This is a genomic window from Flavobacterium taihuense (genome assembly GCF_019351435.1).
Lineage (GTDB): Bacteria > Bacteroidota > Bacteroidia > Flavobacteriales > Flavobacteriaceae > Flavobacterium > Flavobacterium taihuense.
Genome location: NZ_JAHWYN010000001.1, coordinates 105160 through 125162 on the forward strand (window position 1 = coordinate 105160; position 20003 = coordinate 125162).

General features: G+C 33.5%; 21 protein-coding genes. 20 read left to right on the plus strand and 1 reads right to left on the minus strand.

Annotated features, from left to right (window positions below; all coding sequences use genetic code 11):
• Positions 1–18 precede the first annotated feature (18 nt).
• Together KZH69_RS00425 and KZH69_RS00430 are read left to right on the plus strand one after the other, a co-directional pair.
• Positions 19–624: a DUF4254 domain-containing protein gene (locus tag KZH69_RS00425; protein ID WP_219315484.1), complete on the plus strand. Its 606-nt coding sequence runs from the start codon at positions 19–21 to the stop codon at positions 622–624.
• Positions 625–670: 46 nt separating this feature from the next.
• Positions 671–1681, plus strand: a complete 1011-nt coding sequence (locus KZH69_RS00430; RefSeq protein WP_219315485.1) for a glycosyltransferase family 9 protein — start codon at positions 671–673, stop codon at positions 1679–1681.
• A 46-nt stretch (positions 1682–1727) separates the two neighbouring features.
• On the opposite strand, the gene KZH69_RS00435 is transcribed toward KZH69_RS00430, so the two are convergent.
• Positions 1728–2780 carry a ferredoxin--NADP reductase gene (locus KZH69_RS00435; RefSeq protein ID WP_219315486.1) on the minus strand — a complete coding sequence of 351 codons (1053 nt, stop codon included), beginning with the start codon at positions 2778–2780 and terminating at the stop codon, positions 1728–1730.
• A 151-nt stretch (positions 2781–2931) separates the two neighbouring features.
• Between KZH69_RS00435 and KZH69_RS00440 the strand changes: the two genes are divergently transcribed.
• The 18 genes from KZH69_RS00440 (at position 2932) to KZH69_RS00525 (ending at position 19988) form a co-directional block, all read left to right on the plus strand.
• The gene (locus KZH69_RS00440) at positions 2932–3267 is read left to right on the plus strand and encodes a PadR family transcriptional regulator (RefSeq protein WP_219315487.1); all 336 of its coding nucleotides are present in this window, start codon (positions 2932–2934) and stop codon (positions 3265–3267) included.
• Between the two features lie 12 nt (positions 3268–3279).
• On the plus strand, positions 3280–3951 hold the full coding sequence (locus KZH69_RS00445) for a hypothetical protein (protein ID WP_219315488.1): 672 nt from the start codon (positions 3280–3282) through the stop codon (positions 3949–3951).
• Between the two features lie 3 nt (positions 3952–3954).
• Positions 3955–4644, plus strand: coding sequence for a hypothetical protein (locus KZH69_RS00450; protein ID WP_219315489.1), 690 nt, complete (start codon positions 3955–3957; stop codon positions 4642–4644).
• A 59-nt stretch (positions 4645–4703) separates the two neighbouring features.
• A complete protein-coding gene (locus tag KZH69_RS00455; protein WP_219315490.1) occupies positions 4704–6167 on the plus strand; it encodes a DUF5687 family protein in 1464 nt (487 codons plus the stop codon).
• Positions 6168–6230: 63 nt separating this feature from the next.
• Positions 6231–6926, plus strand: coding sequence for an ABC transporter ATP-binding protein (locus KZH69_RS00460; protein WP_219315491.1), 696 nt, complete (start codon positions 6231–6233; stop codon positions 6924–6926).
• Positions 6927–7013: 87 nt separating this feature from the next.
• Positions 7014–9635: a type IX secretion system periplasmic lipoprotein PorW/SprE gene (gene porW / locus KZH69_RS00465; protein ID WP_219315492.1), complete on the plus strand. Its 2622-nt coding sequence runs from the start codon at positions 7014–7016 to the stop codon at positions 9633–9635.
• A 2-nt stretch (positions 9636–9637) separates the two neighbouring features.
• Positions 9638–10024, plus strand: coding sequence for a bactofilin family protein (locus KZH69_RS00470; RefSeq protein ID WP_219315493.1), 387 nt, complete (start codon positions 9638–9640; stop codon positions 10022–10024).
• Positions 10011–10244 carry an AtpZ/AtpI family protein gene (locus tag KZH69_RS00475; protein ID WP_369410623.1) on the plus strand — a complete coding sequence of 78 codons (234 nt, stop codon included), beginning with the start codon at positions 10011–10013 and terminating at the stop codon, positions 10242–10244. Before KZH69_RS00470 ends, KZH69_RS00475 begins: the two co-directional genes overlap by 14 nt.
• Positions 10245–10770: 526 nt before the next feature.
• On the plus strand, positions 10771–11925 hold the full coding sequence (atpB, locus tag KZH69_RS00480; protein WP_219315495.1) for a F0F1 ATP synthase subunit A: 1155 nt from the start codon (positions 10771–10773) through the stop codon (positions 11923–11925).
• Positions 11926–12027: 102 nt separating this feature from the next.
• Complete coding sequence (atpE, locus tag KZH69_RS00485; protein ID WP_185965906.1) at positions 12028–12219, plus strand: ATP synthase F0 subunit C; 192 nt, start codon at positions 12028–12030, stop codon at positions 12217–12219.
• A gap of 128 nt (positions 12220–12347) precedes the next feature.
• Positions 12348–12848 (plus strand): F0F1 ATP synthase subunit B, encoded by a 501-nt coding sequence (locus KZH69_RS00490; RefSeq protein ID WP_219315496.1) that lies wholly within the window; start codon positions 12348–12350, stop codon positions 12846–12848.
• A gap of 2 nt (positions 12849–12850) precedes the next feature.
• On the plus strand, positions 12851–13384 hold the full coding sequence (gene atpH, locus KZH69_RS00495) for an ATP synthase F1 subunit delta (protein ID WP_219315497.1): 534 nt from the start codon (positions 12851–12853) through the stop codon (positions 13382–13384).
• A 38-nt stretch (positions 13385–13422) separates the two neighbouring features.
• Complete coding sequence (atpA, locus tag KZH69_RS00500) at positions 13423–15000, plus strand: F0F1 ATP synthase subunit alpha (RefSeq protein WP_219315498.1); 1578 nt, start codon at positions 13423–13425, stop codon at positions 14998–15000.
• Positions 15001–15090: 90 nt separating this feature from the next.
• Positions 15091–15951, plus strand: coding sequence for an ATP synthase F1 subunit gamma (gene atpG / locus KZH69_RS00505; RefSeq protein WP_219315499.1), 861 nt, complete (start codon positions 15091–15093; stop codon positions 15949–15951).
• Positions 15952–16370: 419 nt separating this feature from the next.
• Complete coding sequence (locus tag KZH69_RS00510) at positions 16371–16775, plus strand: GNAT family N-acetyltransferase (protein ID WP_219315746.1); 405 nt, start codon at positions 16371–16373, stop codon at positions 16773–16775.
• Between the two features lie 100 nt (positions 16776–16875).
• The gene (locus KZH69_RS00515; protein WP_219315500.1) at positions 16876–18345 is read left to right on the plus strand and encodes a lipopolysaccharide biosynthesis protein; all 1470 of its coding nucleotides are present in this window, start codon (positions 16876–16878) and stop codon (positions 18343–18345) included.
• A gap of 118 nt (positions 18346–18463) precedes the next feature.
• Positions 18464–18898 (plus strand): dUTP diphosphatase, encoded by a 435-nt coding sequence (gene dut, locus KZH69_RS00520; RefSeq protein WP_219315501.1) that lies wholly within the window; start codon positions 18464–18466, stop codon positions 18896–18898.
• Positions 18899–18977: 79 nt separating this feature from the next.
• Entirely contained in the window at positions 18978–19988 is a 1011-nt protein-coding gene (locus tag KZH69_RS00525; RefSeq protein ID WP_219315502.1) for a sugar phosphate nucleotidyltransferase, read from the plus strand.
• The last annotated feature ends 15 nt before the right edge of the window (positions 19989–20003 follow it).

Genomic DNA, 20003 nt, shown 5'->3' on the forward strand with positions numbered 1-20003 from the left:
TTCTAAAATCATAAAGATATGTTTTCAAAATTAGCTTATTCAGTATTTGAGCAAAGTATAAAAGATTATCATCAATTTGATAATGTTGACCAACCTATAAATAACCCTTTTCCAAAAGATAAATTCGAGCATTTGTTGTATCTAAAAAACTGGATCGACACCGTACAATGGCACTTTGAAGATATCATTCGTGATCCGAATATTGACCCGGTTGCAGCTTTGACTTTGAAAAGAAGAATTGATGCTTCCAATCAAGAACGTACCGATATGGTAGAATATATTGATAGTTATTTTCTTCAAAAATACAGCCACGTTGCAGTTAAGGATAATGCTAAGATCAATTCGGAAAGTCCAGCTTGGGCTTTTGACCGATTGTCTATTCTAGCATTAAAAATTTACCACATGAATGAAGAAGCTACTCGTGCTGAAGCTTCTCAAGATCACAGAGACAAATGTCAAGCCAAATTGAACATTCTTTTGGAACAAAGAACTGATTTGTCTTTGGCGATTGATGATTTATTAAAAGACATCGAAAATGGCGATAAATTCATGAAAGTGTACAAACAAATGAAAATGTACAACGACGATGAATTGAATCCTGTTTTGTATCAAAATAAAAAATAATTTTTTGGCAACAGATTTGTCTACAAAAATTAAACATATAGCCGTCATGAGACTCTCAGCAATGGGAGATGTCGCCATGACGGTTCCTGTTTTACGCACTTTTGTAAATCAGTACCCAGAATTAAAAATCACGGTAGTTTCCAGACCTTTTTTCAAACCTTTTTTTGAAGGGATTCCCAATCTTTCTTTTTTTGTTTTTGATGAAAAAGAAAGACATAAAGGATTTCTAGGTTTGATAAAATTATTTCAGGATTTGAAAGATTTAGATATAGATGCCTTTGCCGATTTGCACAATGTATTGCGTTCTAAAATCGTGCGTACACTTTTTGCTTTAAGCGGAAAAAAAACAGCTTCGGTTGATAAAGGGCGTGATGAAAAAACAGCATTAACCCGACCTGAAAACAAAATTTTCAAACCATTGACCGCGATGTTCGAAAGACACGCCAAAGTCTTTGAGCAACTTGGTTTTCAAGTGAATTTATCCAATCCAGTATTTCCACCGAAAGCCATTTTGGATTCTGATATTCTGAATATAATTGGTGATCTAAAACAAAAATTAATAGGGATTGCTCCTTTTGCGCAATACGATTCCAAAGTGTATCCTTTGGATTTAATGCAACAAGTGATAGATGCTTTAGCATTGGATTCAAACAATACTATTTTACTTTTTGGTGGCGGAAAAAAAGAAATCGAAATTTTAAATGCGCTAAGTTCAGGCAAAAAGAATGTCATTAATATGGCGGGTAAAATTGAGTTTTCGCAAGAGTTGCAGCTTATCAGTAATCTGGATGTGATGCTTTCTATGGATTCTGGAAATGCTCATATTGCCGCAATGTTGGGAGTAAAAGTTATTACGCTGTGGGGTGCAACACATCCTTATGCCGGGTTTTCTCCATTCAATCAACCTTTGGAAAATGCTTTGGTTTCAGATCGAAATTTGTATCCAAAATTACCAACATCTGTTTATGGCAACAAAAAAGTGGAGGGCTATGAAGATGCGATGCGAACGATTTTGCCAGAAACAGTTGTTCAAAAAACAGAAACGTTTTTAAAATAAAAAACTTCCCTTTTCAGAGAAGTTTTTCATTAGTATTTGTATCATTTTAAACATCGTCATAATCTACACGAATAGTTGCAGTAGTTGGATGTGCTTGACAAGTCAGGATTAAACCTTCGGCAATTTCACTATCCGTAAGGATCGAATTTTTCTTCATCTCTGCAGCTCCTTCGGTAACACGAGCCAAACAACTACTACAGATTCCGCCTTGACAAGAATATGGAGCATCAATTCCTTGTTTTAAGGCTGCGTCTAGTATACTTTGCTTTTGTGACATTTCAAAAGTTGTTTCTTCATCATCGACCATAATGGTGATTTTAGAATGACCATCCAGCGATTGTTTGATAGTATGCTCTTGTGAAGAAGCGGTGAAAAGTTCGAATTTTATTGCCGATTCTTTTACGTTTTTTTCTTTCAAAACACCAGAAACAGTATTGATCATTTCTTCGGGACCGCACAAATAGAATTTATCAAATTCCAATGACGCGTGTTTGTTATTCAATGCATAATTGACTGTGGATTTGTCAATTCTTCCAAACAAAGCATTTTCAATATTAGCCTGGCTATATACAAAATGCACAAAAAGACGGCCAACATACTGCAGTTGCAAGTCGTGTAATTCTTGATGAAAAATGGTTTGTTCAGGAGATTTATTACCATAAACCAATACAAATGAACTTTTAGGTTCGCTTTTCAAAACCGATTTAATAATAGACAAAACCGGCGTAATTCCACTACCGGCTACAAAAGCAATATAATTTTTTTGACGGTCTATTTCGGGTTCAAAAGTAAATTTACCTTCTGGTTTTCCTACTTCAAGAACATCACCCGCTTTTAGTTTTGAATTAGCAAACTGTGAAAATACTCCGTCTTTTACGGCCTTTACCGCAATGCGCAATTCTCCGCTTCCAGGAGCCGAACAAATAGAATAGGCGCGACGAATCTCAGTATTATCTAATGTCAGGCGTAAATTAATATATTGACCAGCAATAAATGTATAGTTGGGTTTTAGTTCTTCAGGTACATTAAAAAGTATAGAAACAGCGTCTTTGGTTTCACGTTTTACTTCTTTTACAATCAATTTTAGAAAGGATGGCATAGGAATATTTTTTTGCAAAGATACTAAACGTATTACTTTCCTTAAATGATACCGTTTGAAATTTTTTATACCTAATTTAATTATGTATAAGAATCTTATGTATATTTGTAAAGGAATAGAAGAATATTAGGAACTTCATAACGATGGAAAAATGAAAAATTCACAGTTGTATAAAGGCAGTCTCAATACCATTATTATGAAATTGCTGGAAGAAAACGGCAAGATGTACGGCTATGAAATTACCCAAAAAGTAAAAGCAATTACGCAGGGTGAATTGGTAATTACTGAAGGAGCTTTGTATCCTGCCTTGCATAAACTCGAAGCAGAAGGCATATTGGATGTCGAAATTGAAAAAGTGGACAATAGACTGCGAAAATATTATAAACTTACAGAAAAAGGCACAACTGAAACCGTAAACAGACTATCAGAATTGGAAGATTTTATTCGAAATATGCAGAGTTTAGTGAATCCAAAACTTGAATTTTAAATTTTTAAGAAAATGAAATTAACATTAGAACAAATTTCAAAAATAGAAGAAACATTAGTTTTAAACGGTATTCAATATGAAGATATTAAATTAGAATTAACCGATCATATCGCTTCAGAAATTGAAGAACAAATAATGGTTCAAGGATATTCTTTTGAAGTCGCTTTACATGATGTATTTCAAAACTGGAAAGAACAGTTAAGACCGACTTCCTCCCATTGGGTTGGACTAATTAATTCTTCTCCAAAAATTGTTTTAGACAAATGGGTTAGGACTACCAAACAGTTACAATTAAAGGCACTATTAATTGCACTTTTTCCAACACTTTTTTTTGCTTATTTTTTTAATGGGAAACAAAATAAATTTGATTATACTCTTTTAGTTCAGATTTTTAAAACAATGTGTTTGGCTATTTCACTATCAATAATCATTTTTAAATTTTTGATTTTCAAATCGAATATAAAAACTTCCTTCAGCCTTTATTTCAATAAAAACTCTACTGTTTTCTTTATTTATTTATTTTTTTATGGATTAGGGTTTATTCCTATAAAATTAAGTATTTGGGATTATGGGACAAGTCTATTCTTTATTTTATTACTGTCATTTTTACTTGTGTATTCCATTTTTTGTTTAAAGTTAGCCTATCAACATTTACAATTTGTGAAAAAATTAAAATTGTCCTAATCCATGAAACTCAATACTCAACAAATAGAACAATTATATTCGTTTACACGCCAACATTATGTAGAATGGTATGATTTACAATCCGAATTGGTAGATCATTTGGCAAACGCTATTGAACAGGAATGGGAATTAAACCCAAATCGCACCTTTGATGAAATCCTGAACAAAGAATTTAAGAAATTTGGAGTTTTTGGTTTTATGGATATGGTGGAAGAAAGACAAAAGTTTTTGAATAAAAAATACACTCGACTTATTTGGAGTTATTACAGGGAATTTTTTGGCTTGCCCAAAATTATATTGACTGTAGCTTTAGTATTTGGAGTTCACACTATAAATCATTTATTTAGTAATCGAGATGTTTTTTCAACAATTGTAGTTTCCTTTTTTTTGATTTCTATTGCATTCACTTTTAAAAAACGATATAACTTCAAGCAGAAAGCGAAGCAAGCAGGCAAGAAATGGCTTTTTGAAGATATCATGCTCAATCGAGTTAGTCTTATGTTGTTTTTTCTACCTTCATTCATAATAAACTTTTTTAATACTTTTCGAGATAACTTTGTACCTTCAGGATGGAGTTTAATCCTTGGGGAAATCGCTTTTGTTTTAGTGGTGTTGCTTGTTTTTATTCAGTTGTGGATTATTCCAAAGAGAGTTGCAGAGGATTTATCAAAAATATACGCAGAATATTCTTAGCATAAAACGTAACATTTTCCTACTCCAAACAACTAACTACGAAAACCAAATTAAAAACCATGTTTGCAAAATTTATTTATCTCGAATGGAAATCCTTTACGAGATCTGCTTCTTTCGCTTCAAATTTGGCGTTGAAAATTCTAATGGGTTTTCTGGTCCTTTATTTCACATTAGTTTTTTTAGCACTAGGTGTCGGAGCTTTTTATATTCTGAGGGAAATGAAACTGGATCCTTTGGTAGCCATAAACAAGTTCTTGATCTATTATTTTGTGATGGATTTGGTTGTTCGACTTTTGCTGCAAGCGATTCCGGTCATGAATATTCGACCGTTTTTGACTATGCCGTTCAAAAGGCCAACGATTGTACATTTTTCTTTGGGAAAAACAGCTTTATCCTTTTTTAATCTTGTTCACGCTTTTTTCTTTCTTCCTTTTTGTGCCGTTTTAATCTATGAGGGCTATGATATGCTCAGTGTTTTGCTTTGGGGAACTGCACTTTTTTCATTGGTTTTTTGCAATAATTTTCTAAATATTTTATTGAATAACAAAGACAATTTATTGGGAATTTTTATCACTGTAGTTCTGATTTTAGCAGGTTGTCAATATTACAAACTCTTTGATATTACGCTTTATTCGTATCCTTTTTTTGAGGGATTATTCAAGACCAAGTGGGTTTTTACTCTTCCAGTTTCGGTAATGATAGGTTTGTATTATTGGACTTATAATTTCCTAAAAGGCGATTTGTATCTCGATGCTGGATTAACCGTCAAGAATGACATAGCCAAAACAGAACAGCTAACTTGGTTGAATCAATTTGGAACCTTAGGTACGTTCTTGAAAAACGACATTAAATTAATCAAAAGGAACAAACGTTCTAAAACCACAGTTGGCTTGAGTATTTTGTTTTTGTTTTACGGATTAATCTTTTTCAACAGTAATTCACATCAGCCGCCAGTAATGCAAATTTTTGCAGGAATATTTGTTTCAGGTGGATTTTTATTCACTTTTGGTCAGTTTGTACCAAGCTGGGATAGTTCGTATTACCAATTGATGATGACACAAAATGTACCATACAAAGGCTATTTGAACTCAAAATGGTGGTTAATCGTAATTGGTACAATTGTTTCAACGATTTTGGCTTCTTTTTACTTGTATTTTGGTTGGCAAGTGTATCTTACCATAGTTGCAGGAGCCATTTATAATATTGGCGTGAACTCGCATTTGGTGTTATTAGGCGGTGCTTTTACGAAAACCCCTATTGATTTGTCGATGTCAAAAGGTGCTTTTGGAGACAAAAAAGCCTTTAACGTAAACACGATGTTGCTTTCTATACCCAAATTAGTTCTGCCATTACTATTATATTGGTTAGGATCTTATATAATGAATCCAAAATTAGGGTTGGCATTTGTCGCGCTTGCAGGTGTATTTGGGTTTATGTTTAGAAACACCGTTTTTTTGATAATAGAAAAAATTTACAAAAAAGAGAAATATGCAACCATAGCGGCCTACAAACAAAAAGGATGATTTTTGACACTAATTTATATTTGGAACAAAATCTAAAATCTTAATTCTAAAATCTAAAATTGCATGATACAAGTTAATAACCTTTCAAAAGAATATAACGGAACTACCGTATTAAATATAGAATCATTGGAAATTCCAAAAGGGCAAAGTTTTGGACTAGTGGGTAACAACGGAGCAGGAAAAACTACTTTTTTTAGTTTATTGTTGGATTTAATTCAGCCTACAACCGGAAGTATTTTAAACAACGATATTCAGGTGAATGCCAGTGAAGACTGGAAACCTTTTACAGCTTCATTTCTCGATGAGAGTTTTTTGATTGGTTATTTGACTCCCGAAGAATACTTTTATTTTATTGGTGACTTAAGAGGACAAAACAAAGCAGATGTTGATGCTTTGTTGGTTCAACACGAAGAATTTTTTAATGGTGAAATTCTTAAAAACAAAAAATATTTACGTGATTTATCTAAAGGTAACCAGAAGAAAGTCGGAATCATTGCCACATTAATCGGGAATCCCGAAGTAATCATTTTGGACGAGCCTTTTGCAAATTTGGATCCGACAACGGTGAACAGACTAAAAAAAATCATTAAGGAATTAGCCGATAATCCAAACGTGACGGTCCTGGTTTCCAGTCATGATTTACAACATACTGTAGAAGTCTGTGATAGAATTGTCGCCTTGAATAAAGGAGAATTGGTCAAAGACATGCCAACTACAAAAGAGACTCTTCAAGAATTGGAATTGTTTTTTGCAGTTTAAATTTATATATTTCAAAAAGAAACGTATTTTTACAAGTCATTATACTAAAATCCTTTTTTAAAAGTTTAATGACCTAAACGTTTCACCTTGAAAAGCAATACATTTAAATACATTTCAGCATTATTGTTTTTATCCTTTTTGATAGCCTGTTCTACCAAAAAGGATACTTTTTTGGCTAGAAATTCACACGCCTTGAGTACCAAACTCAACATACTGTACAATGGGCAAATTGCTTTAGATAAAGGGGTAAAAGGAATAAATGACAATACAGTCGAAAATTTCTGGAAGCGTTTACCAGTCGAGAAAATGCAAGTCAGTGACGATGCTTCAGTTGATGGAAAACCAAAAAATGCCGATTTTGAACTTGCCGAAGCCAAAGCAACGAAAGCCATTCAAAAACATTCAATGAATATTGGTGGTCGCGAGAAAAACTATCAAATCGACGAGGCTTATTTATTACTTGGGAAGGCAAGATATTACGATCAAAGATTTATCCCAGCCTTAGATGCTTTTAATTATATTCTGTATAAGTATCCCAATAGCAGCAATATTTACGATGCTAAAATTTGGCGAGAAAAAACTAATGTTCGTCTGGGGAATGATGCTTTGGCCATAAAAAACACTTCAAAACTCATTAAGGATAACGATTTAAAAAAACAAGCATTTGCCAATGCTAATGCTATTTTAGCAAGCGCCTTTTTGAATATTGAAGAAAAGGACAGCGCAATCGTTAAGCTAAAATTGGCGAATGAATATACGAAAAGGCATGAGGATAAAGAGCGTTATTCTTTTTTATTGGGTCAATTGTATGAAGAAGCAGGCCAAAAGGACAGTGCTATTTATTTTTATCAAACGGTTATTGATATGAATCGAAAAGCCGAAAGAAAATTTGTTATTCAGGCTTACGCCAAAAAAGCGAAACTAAATAATTACCAAGGTGAGGACTATGATTTATTTGTCAAAAAATCCAAGAAAATTATGGAGGACAGAGAAAATAGACCATATTTGGATGTGATTTACCATAGCATTGGAATTTTTTATGATAATAATAATGATAAAGAAAATGCATTAGATTATTACAATGCTTCTTTGGACACCAAATCTTCTGATTCTTATTTGAATGCTTCAAATTACAGAAATATTGGAAATTTATATTTCAAGCATACTGATTATATCAGTGCAGCCAAAAGCTATGACAAGAGTTTAGAATTATTGGATCCAAAAACCAGAGAACATCTTCAGATTTCTAAAATTAGGAAAAACCTAGATGAGGCTATTGTTAATGAGGGTATCGCAAAACGAAATGACAGTATTATCTATGTCGCTTCTTTGAAAGAGCCGGAACAAATAGTGTATTATGAAAATTATATCCAAAAATTAAAAAGCAGTGATGAACTTAAAAAATTGCTTACTGAGAAACAAAAGAAAATGGATGAGAATATTGCATTAAATGCAGGGACAATTTCACCCAATGATGCAAGTTCAAATCAAAATGGGCAAATGGCTAATCCGCCAGCTTTTGTACCACCAACAAATAATAATCCGGCGGTGACTAGCAACACGTTTTATTTTTATAATCCCAACACGGTTGCTTACGGAAAATTAGAGTTCAAAAAAATATGGGGAAACAGAGCCCAAAATGGCTATTGGAGGGTTTCATCAGGAGCGGGCCAAAATCAAAACACACCTGGGGTCAATACTGCAGTTGAGGCTACAGACAAACCAATAGTATCGAAGGAAGTAGATGAAAAATATACCACAGACTATTACATAAAGCAATTACCAAAATCACAAACTGTGATTGATAGCATTACGAAAGAGAGGAATACAATTTATTATCAACTGGGAGTTATCTATAAAGAAAAATTCAAGGAATACAATTTGGCGTCGGCTAGATTGGAGCAATTGTTATTATATCAGCCAGAGGAGAAATTAATTCTTCCTACGAAATACAACTTGTATAAAATATATGAAATCACCAATCCTACAAAAGCAGTTTCGATTAAAAACGAGATAATAAGTCAATATCCGAACTCTCGGTATACTCAAATTATTACCAATTCCGCTCCAAAAGAAGGTGTTGGTAATGACACACCGGAACGAGAATATGAAAATTTATATCGATTGTTTCAACAGGAATATTTCACTTCGGTTTTACAACAAGTAGATGGTTTGATTAATAATTTTACGGGTGAAGCCATTGTACCAAAATTCGAATTGCTAAAAGCATATACCATCGGTAAACTATATGGATTGGAAGCTTATAAAAAAGCGATAGAATATGTTGCTGATAACTATGCCAACAGTAATGAAGGGAAAGATGCGATTGAAATTCTTAAAACTCAAATTCCACTTTTAGAAAAAATGAGTTTTAGCACAGTTGATTCGAAGAATTGGAAAGTAATTTTTAGAATAGATAAAAATGACGAGAAAAGTATATCGGCAATTGAATCAAAAATCGCTCTGTTTTTCACGAATGAAAATGTGGAGAAATTAAAATATACTTGTGATTCTTATACTGAAAAAGAAAGCTTCATCTCTATTCAAGGAATCCATTCAGAATCGTATGCCCAATTTGTTGCCGCTCTTTTTGCAGAAAATGAAAAATACAAAATGAAACAACTAGGTATTGTCATTTCAAATGAGAATTATAAAATAGTTCAAATCAAGAAAAATATTGAAGAGTTTCTTTCACTAAAAAAACCGTAATTATGTTTGATAAAAAGCCAAAATCCTATACAGATCTTCTAGGGAAAACCAACAGAATTGTAGAAGGAACTATCATAAAAGGAGATATCATTTCACCAGCCGATTTTAGATTAGATGGTGAGCTGATTGGTAATTTTACTTCGAACGGAAAAATAGTGATCGGACCAGCAGGAAGTGTCAAGGGAGATATCATTTGTAATATGGCAGACATTGAGGGGAAATTTGAAGGTAAAATTCAGGTGGAAGACACCTTAAATATTAAAGAAACAGCCCATATTATAGGAGAAGTAATTGTAGGTAAACTTTCGGTAGAACCAGGAGCCACTTTTAATGCATCCTGCGTTATGTTTTCTGCGAATGCTAAAGCAACAACTAGTGCCGACGAATAATGACCCTAAAAAGAACAACTACAATAAATGGTTGGCTTTGATTAATATCCCAATACAAATGGGGGTTATTATTTTCCTGTTTGCCTATTTTGGAAATTGGTTGGACGAGAATCATCCAAGTACAAAAGTTTATTATGTCAAAATAATGGTAATGGTAGGAGTGTTTTTGGCACTTTATAATGTAATGCGGCAGGTAAACGAAATCAATAAAAATCAATAAATTCAAAAGCTATAATGAATCTTAAAAAGTTGTTCCCATTTCTAAATTTGTTGGGCATTTCGTTAGTTTTATATGTAATTCACAAACTGGTTTTCTATAGTTGTAACATCAACCAAGAGACATTTCACTATTCTCTGGAAATACTTTATTTGCTTTTTTTGATTTTGTCTGCAATAATTTTCAAAGTTTTATTGATAATTAAAGAAAGAAGTTTTGACAATGTTGGGATGTCCTTTCTTTTGGCCACCAGTATAAAGATGGTTTTTTGTTATCTGATTTTAAGACCATTATTACAAATCCCAAAACCTAATGATCCTACAGAAAGAATAAACTTTTTTATATTGTTTATTGTCTTTTTAGCAATTGAGACACTTTTCACAATACGCTTAGTGAACGAAAAACAATAATCAATACCTTAGTAAATCAAATTCACAAAAAAATACTTTTATATGCTTTTGGGTATTAATAAAAAATGTACCTTTGCACCAAATTTTAGAATCGTTAAAAAATAAGATATTTAAGAGATATGGTGATTTCCAACAAAGCACTTAGATTTATTATAGCGACTTTCGTTATATGTCTTCCTTTTATTAGTATGGCAAATCCTGAAAAGGACACTACAATTGTTCAAACTGTAGTAGCACATGAGGGTGCAGAAGCAAGCCACGAAGCACATGCTGAACCAACAGATGTGAAATCTAAAGTAAAAGCATTTATAAAACACCACGTTTTAGATTCTCATGAATTCTCATTTGCACAAGACGATGAAACTGGAGTTCATTATGGTTTTTCATTACCTATAATTATTTGGGATAATGGTTTTCAAATTTTCTCTTCTTCAAAATTCGAACACGGAGAAGCTGTTGCTGAATCAAACGGAAATTTCTACAAAATAAACCACCACGACGGAAAAATTTATAAAACGGATGCTGCTGGAACAATCACAGAAGATGAAAAAACGGGTTTCCCGACAAACGTTCGTCCTCTAGATTTATCAATTACAAAAACAGTTTTCTCGATACTATTAGCTGCGATTTTGATGTTTGTTGTTTTTACAAGTTTAGCAAAATCATACGCTAAAAATAACGGAATCGCTTCTGGTATTGGTCGTATTTTTGAACCAATAGTATTATATGTACGCGACGAAATTGCAATACCAAATATTGGTGAGAAACACTATAAGAAATACATGAGTTATTTATTGACTATATTTTTCTTTGTATTGTTTTTAAATATTTTTGGTTTGATGCCTTTCGGTATTAATGTCACCGGAAATCTTACGATTACTTTTTCATTAGCAATACTTACTTTTTTAATTACAAACTTTACTGCCAATAAAAACTATTGGGGACATATCTTTTGGATGCCAGGTGTGCCAAAGGTAATGCGTCTTGTTTTAGCACCAATTGAGTTGTTAGGGGTTTTTATTAAGCCATTTTCATTGATGATACGTTTGTATGCAAATATTTTTGCAGGACACATCGTATTGATGAGTATTATTGGTTTAATGTTTATCTTTAAAAGCTGGTTAGGAAGTAGTTTGTCATTTGGATTGTCATTCGCGCTTTCTATACTTGAAATATTGGTTGCCTTTTTACAAGCGTATATATTCACGATGTTATCTGCATTGTACTTCGGTTCAGCTGTAGAAGAACATCATCATGAGGAAGCTCATCACTAAAATTTAGATTTTAGATTGCAGTTGGTAGATTTTCAAAATTTACATTCTAAAATCTACACTCTAAAATTAAAATTGAATGTTTAATTTTTAATTATATATATTATGGAAATTCCACAAATCGTAGGAGCAGGATTGATCGTTATTGGAGCAGGTTTAGGTATTGGTAGAATTGGTGGTTCAGCAATGGACGCTATTGCTCGTCAACCAGAAGCTTCTGGAAAAATCCAAACTGCAATGCTTATTGCAGCTGCACTTATTGAAGGTATTGGTTTTGCTGCGTTATTCGCATCTTAATTAAAACTAAAAAAGCAATAGTTACAACGGTTGGTTGTAGCTATTGTTTTAATTAAATGTTGAAATTATATTAAACAGATTAAATTTTATTTTTTAAAATACAATTTACAATTTACAATTTATAAAAAATGGAAAAGTTAATAAATCAGTTTGAGTTAGGTTTGTTCTTCTGGCAGGTATTAATATTTGTTGGGTTAATAATCTTATTGAAAAAATTCGCTTGGAAACCTATTCTTGATGCTGTAAATGATAGAGAAGAAGGAATTAAAAATGCTTTGCTTTCTGCTGAAAACGCGAGAAAAGAAATGCAAAACTTGCAAGCAGACAACCAACGTATTTTACAAGAAGCAAGATTAGAGCGTGACACCATGCTAAAAGAAGCTCGTGAAATGAAAGATAAAATGGTTGACGATGCTAAAACTGAAGCTCAAGCTCAAGGTCAAAAAATGATCGATCAAGCTAAGGCTGCAATTGAAAGCGAAAAAAATGCAGCTATGGCTGAATTGAAATTACATGTTTCTACATTATCTCTTAGCATTGCTGAAAAAATATTAAAAGATGAACTATCTAACAAAGAAGCTCAAACTAAATTGGTTGAGAAATTGTTAGGTGATGTAAAATTGAACTAATCATGGCAAGTACTAGAGCAGCAATTCGTTATGCAACCGCAATTTTAGATTTATCCAATTCAAAGGGAGTGTCTGAAGCTGTGAATAATGACATGAAATCTATTGCTTCAACAATTAAAGGTAATATGGAATTGAATACTTTTATTCAAAACCCAACCATTAAAGTAGAAGTGAAAGAGAAAGCACTTTTAGAAGTTTTTGCTTCTGTTGATAATGTAACTAAGGGTTTGCTTCATTTGTTATTTGAAAACAAAAGATTTGAAATTCTAGATGTCATTGCTGCGGAGTATAGCAAATTATTTGATATCATGAATAATGTTGAAGTAGCAAAAGTAACTACAGCCGTTGTTATGGATGCTGCACTTGAAGCTAAAGTTTTGGCTAAAATAGCAACACTTTCTGATAAAAAAATCACGATTGAAAATATTGTAGATCCTGCTATCATTGGAGGATTTATATTAAGAATAGGTGATCAGCAGTATAACGCTTCTGTTGCCAACAGATTACAAATATTAAAGAGAGAGTTAAGTAATTAGTTTTATTACACATTTAAGTGTCTAAATTATAAATTAAGATGGCGGAAATTAAACCTGCTGAAATATCAGCAATATTAAGAAAGCAAGTAGAAGGTTTTGAATCTGGTGCTACGCTAGAGGAAGTAGGAACAGTGCTTCAAGTTGGAGATGGTATTGCTCTTATTTATGGGCTTTCAAATGTTCAATACGGTGAATTAGTTGAATTCGAAAACGGATTAGAGGCTATCGTTTTGAATCTTGAACAAGATAATGTTGGGGTTGTATTATTAGGACCTTCAACAGGAATCAAAGAAGGATCTACTGCAAAAAGAACACAACGTATTGCTTCCCTTAAAACAGGAGAAGGAATGGTAGGACGTGTAGTGAACACTCTTGGTTTTCCTATTGATGGAAAAGGACCAATTGGTGGTGAATTATTCGAAATGCCTTTGGAAAGAAAAGCTCCTGGAGTTATCTTCCGTCAACCAGTAACTGAACCATTGCAAACAGGTGTAAAAGCGGTTGATGCTATGATCCCAGTTGGACGTGGTCAACGTGAGTTGGTTATTGGTGACCGTCAAACAGGTAAATCAACTGTTTGTATTGATACCATCTTAAATCAAAAAGAATTTTACGATGCTGGGAAACCAGTATTCTGTATATATGTTGCAATTGGTCAAAAAGCTTCTACTGTTGCAGGAATTGCAAAAATGTTAGAAGAAAAAGGAGCAATGGCTTATACTGTGATCGTAGCTGCAAATGCTTCTGATCCTGCTCCAATGCAAGTTTATGCTCCTTTCGCAGGTGCTGCTATTGGAGAATATTTTAGAGATTCTGGTCGTCCAGCTTTAATTGTTTATGATGATTTATCTAAACAAGCAGTTGCATACCGTGAGGTTTCTCTTTTATTAAGAAGACCACCGGGACGTGAAGCATATCCTGGAGATGTTTTCTACTTACACTCTCGTTTATTAGAGCGTGCTTGTAAAGTGATTGCTGATGATGGAATTGCAAAAGACATGAATGATTTACCAGATTCTTTGAAAGGAATCGTAAAAGGTGGAGGTTCTTTGACTGCATTGCCAATTATCGAAACACAAGCAGGTGACGTATCAGCATATATCCCAACAAACGTAATTTCGATTACAGATGGTCAAATTTTCTTGGATGGAGATTTGTTTAACTCTGGGGTTCGTCCAGCAATTAACGTAGGTATTTCAGTATCTCGTGTTGGAGGTAATGCTCAAATTAAATCAATGAAAAAAGTAGCAGGTACTTTGAAATTAGATCAAGCACAATTCCGTGAATTGGAAGCGTTTGCTAAATTTGGTTCTGACCTTGATGCTGTTACATTGAACGTAATTGAAAAAGGAAAAAGAAACGTTGAAATCTTGAAACAAGGTTTGAACGACCCTTATACTGTTGAAGACCAAGTTGCAATTATCTATGCTGGATCTAAAAACTTATTGAGAAGTGTTCCTGTGAACAAAGTGAAAGAATTTGAGAAAGACTTCTTGGAATTCTTGAACAACAAACACAGAGCTACTCTTGATGCTTTGAAAGCAGGAAAATTAACAGATGAAATTACAGATGTACTTGAAACTGTTGCAAAAGAAATTTCAGCGAAATATAACTAATTAGATAATTGGTAAATTGGATAATTAGAAAATGTCTCAGATGTTTTTTAATTATCTAATTTTCAAATTGTCACATTTTCTCATTAACAAATGGCAAATTTAAAGGAAATCCGTAATAGAATTACTTCCATTTCATCAACGATGCAAATTACATCGGCAATGAAAATGGTTTCTGCAGCAAAGCTAAAGAAAGCACAAGATGCGATCACTGCAATGCGCCCTTATGCCGAAAAATTAACGGAATTGTTACAAAATCTTTCAGCTTCACTTGATGGTGATGTTGGTGGAGAATTTACTACACAACGTGAAGTAAAAAAAGTTTTAATTGTTGCCATTACTTCTAATAGAGGTTTGTGTGGTGCTTTTAATACGAATGTAATTAAGGAAGCTAAAAACCGTTCTGAATATTATGCTGGTAAGCAAGTAGATATTTTTGCTATCGGTAAAAAAGGAAACGATATTTTATCAAAAACTTTGAATGTAATTGATAATCAAAGTTCAATTTTTGATCATTTGACTTTTGATAATGTGGCTGCTATAGCAGAAACGTTAACTCAAAAATTTGTTTCAGGTGAATATGACAGAATTGAATTGGTTTACAATCAATTTAAGAATGCTGCTACTCAAATTGTACAAACTGAACAGTTTTTACCATTAGCGCCTATTCAATCTGATAAACCAGTTTCAACAGGAGATTATATTTTTGAACCTGCAAAGGACGAAATTGTTTTGACTTTGATTCCAAAGGCTTTAAAAACACAATTATACAAAGGTATTCGTGATTCATTCGCTTCAGAGCACGGAGCGCGTATGACTGCAATGCACAAAGCAACAGACAACGCAACCGATTTGAGAGATCAATTGAAATTGACTTACAATAAAGCGCGTCAGGCTGCTATTACTAATGAAATCCTTGAGATTGTTGGTGGTGCTGAGGCTTTGAAAGGATAATTTATAAAATACATTAAATGAAAAAAGAGCCTTTTGGCTCTTTTTTTATGCTTTGTTTTTAAAGGAACAAATAGCTTTATAGTCCTTCAGCTCTGCGTTTAAGGGGAATCTTAGCTTTTCCCGTGGCTTTGTTTTGTTAGGGAACAAGTAGCTTTATAAACCCTATGCTCTGTTTTCTTTGGGTGAAACTTAGCTTTTCCCATGCTTTGTTTTGTGAGGACAAATTAGCTTTATAAACCCCTTATCTAATTTTTTGCTTTACAAATATCACTCATTAAATGTGTTCTTGCAATACCCACTTTTGGTGATATTTCAATATATTTTATACATTTTTCTCAATGTAACTTTTTTGCTTAATTTTGTTTAATATTTTAAATTTTACTCAATTGAAAATAATCGAACTCACCAGCATTTCCGAAATGTTGGGTCAAATTGAAGTGATGCAACACTTGTATCCTAACCTTACACTAGAAAAATATGAATTCTATTTGCAACAAATGATCCCTCATAACTACAAACAATTGGCTGTTTTTGATGGAGAGATTTGCGTTGGATTATCCGGTTTTTGGACTGCAATGAAACTTTGGACTGGTAAGTATATTGAAATTGATAATTTCATAGTTCATTCAGATCATCGTTCCAAAGGAATCGGAAAAGTGATGACAGATTACATTGATACTAAGGCCCGTGCCGAAGGGTGTACTGCGATTGTTTTGGATGCTTTCACAGGAAATTTCACCGCTCATCGTTTTTATTATAATCAAGGATATGTGCCAAAAGGGTTTCATTTTATAAAAATGTTAGATGAGGACGGATTAACTTAAGAGGAATATCATTTTAGCAACTTTATTCAACTATAAAACATAAAAAATAACCAAAGAATTGGTTATTTTTGTTTTTATAATAATTAACATAAAGATAATTTTGGGATTATATAAAAAGCTTTTTAAACAAACTGCCATATATGGGCTTGCCACTGTAATACCAAGGATGTTCAGCTTTTTGCTGGTACCATTATATACGGGACTGTTGCCTCAAGCGGAGTATGGAAAAGTATCCATAATATTTGCTTGGATGATTTTTTTTAATGTCATTCTCGCTTATGGTATGGAAACCGCTTTTTTTAGATTTTATAATGCTGAGAAAAACAAAGAAAGTGTGGTCGAAACTACAACCGTCTCTATTTTCTGGTCTACAATTCTTTTCGTTTTTATAGGACTATTGTTTCGAAATTCGTTGGCACAATGGTCTGGCGTAGACACACAGTATGTTACTTATTCCATTTGGATTTTGGCATTGGATGCCTTGGTTATCATTCCTTTTTCTAAGTTGAGAGCAAATCAAAGACCTAAGTTTTATGCCTTAATTAAAATTGGGAATGTAGTAGTCAATTTATCGTTCAACATATTCTTTCTCGTGTATTTGCCTAGCGTTTCGGTATCACAACCGGATAGTTTTTTAAGTTCCGTCTATATTGAAAATTTCCAAATAGGTTATATTTTCCTTGCCAATATCATTGCAAGCTTCCTGACTTTTGTGGTGCTTTTTCCGGATTATTTCACAATCAAATGGAAATTTGATTACGAACTTTGGAAACGAATGATGCGTTATGGAGTTCCTATTATGGTTGCCGGCATAGCTTTTGCCATCAACGAACAGTTTGACAAAATCCTTTTGGGTAAATTATTGCCCGTTAATATTGCGGCAGAGCAAGTAGGAGTGTATTCGGCCTGCTATAAATTAGGACTTTTTATGGTGTTGTACAGAACTGCATACACGCTAGGAATTGAGCCCTTCTTTTTCAGCCATGCTTCCAATGAAAATGCGCAACAAACCTACGCGACAATTACCAAATATTTTGTCATTTTTGGCTCTTTTATCTTGCTGTCCGTAATCGTATTTGCCGATCTTTTAAAACAAGTTATGATACCAAATTCATCCTATTGGGAAGCGATGAAAGTGGTTCCGCTTATCATTTTGGCCAATTTTTTTCTGGGCATTTACACCAACCTTTCCGTTTGGTACAAACTCATTGATAAAACCTATGTTGGAGCTTATATTTCTATAGTTGGAGCCGTTGTGACACTGATTTTAAACTATTTATTGATTCCCAAATACAGTTATTATGGCTCGGCGATTGCCACTATTTCGGCTTACGGAAGCATGATGTTCATTTCCTATTATCTCGGAAACAAGTATTACCCGATTCCTTACGACAAGAAAAAAATAGTTGGATATCTAACCCTGTCTACTGGTTTTTCATGCATTTCTTTTTATGGCTTTAGAGAGAATTATTTCGTCGGTATTTTACTTTTAGGAATATTTATGGGCTTTATATATTACAATGAAAAAGAAACACTTTTGCGAATTTTAAAACGTCCAGCTAAAAATTAGGAGCTCTCTCCTGCTGTACACTATATCTTTTGTCTCGTTTGAGAACGAGACAAAAGGATGCCGTTTCCATCAGGGCTAGGACAGACCGTAATCAAATACATTTTATATTAAAAAAATAATGACAATAAACATCATCAACAAATCACAGCATGCATTGCCAAATTATGAAACCATTGCTTCGGCAGGAATGGACTTAAGGGCAAATTTAACTCAATCCATAACTTTGCAACCTTTAGAAAGAACCATAGTAAAGACAGGTCTTTTTATAGAATTGCCAATAGGGTATGAGGCTCAAGTGAGACCAAGAAGTGGATTAGCAGCCAAAAACGGAATCACAGTTCTTAATGCTCCCGGAACAGTCGATGCTGATTATCGAGGAGAAATTGGAGTAATTTTAGTAAATTTATCCAATGATCCATTTGTTATAGAAAATGGAGAACGCATTGCGCAACTCATCATCGCTAAACACGAACGTGCCGATTGGATTGAAGTACAGGAATTAACCGAAACTTCAAGAGGTGCAGGAGGATTTGGAAGTACAGGAGTTAAATAAACACATTTAGTAATTCAAAAATTAAAGATTTAAAAGTTCTGTGAATTTTTAAATCTTTAATTCAAAATAACCAGCCAAAATGAAAATAATCGTACCAATGGCAGGACGCGGATCACGCCTTCGCCCACACACCTTAACCATTCCTAAACCTTTAATTCCGGTTGCAGGAAAACCAATTGTACATCGTTTAGTCGAAGACATTGCAGGTGTTTTAAATCAACCTATCGAAGAAATTGCATTCGTTATTCACGAAAGTTTTGGAAGAAAAGTGGAAGAAGATTTAATTGCAATCGCTCAAAAGTTAGGTGCTAAAGGAACCATTTATTACCAAAACGAAGCGCTTGGAACTGGACACGCTATTATGTGTGCCAAAGATTCTTTGAGTGGGCCAGCTGTAATTGCTTACGCCGATACGTTAATTCGTGCCAATTTTGATTTAGATGCAAATGCAGACAGTGTTATTTGGGTAAAACAAGTAGATCAACCAGATGCCTTTGGTGTGGTAAATTTAAATGAAGCCAATGAAATAATTGAACTGGTTGAAAAACCAAAAGAATTTGTTTCGGATCTTGCCGTTATCGGAATTTACTATTTTAAAGACGTAGCCGTTTTAAAAAACGAACTGCAATCCGTTTTGGATAATAATATCATTCACGGTGGAGAATATCAAATTAATGATGGAATAAAACAAATGATGGCCAAAGGCATGAAATTTGTCCCAGGAGAAGTAGATGAGTGGATGGATTGCGGGAACAAAGACGTAACCGTTGAAACTAATTCCAGAATGTTAGGTTTTCTTCATATTGATGGTAATCATTTGGTGGATCCTTCTGTTAAATTAGAGAATTCAACCATTATTCCACCATGTTATATTGGAGAAAACGTAATTTTAATCAATACAACTGTGGGGCCAAATGTGTCTTTGGGGGATGCCTGTCATGTTCAAAATAGCACAATACAAAACAGTTTGATTCAAACGCATTCACATATAAAAAACGCTAATTTAGACAACGCGATGATAGGAAATCACGCGAGTTTTGATGGAAATTTCACCAGTATAAGTATTGGTGACTATTCAGTTTTAGAATAATTTAGAGCAAATATT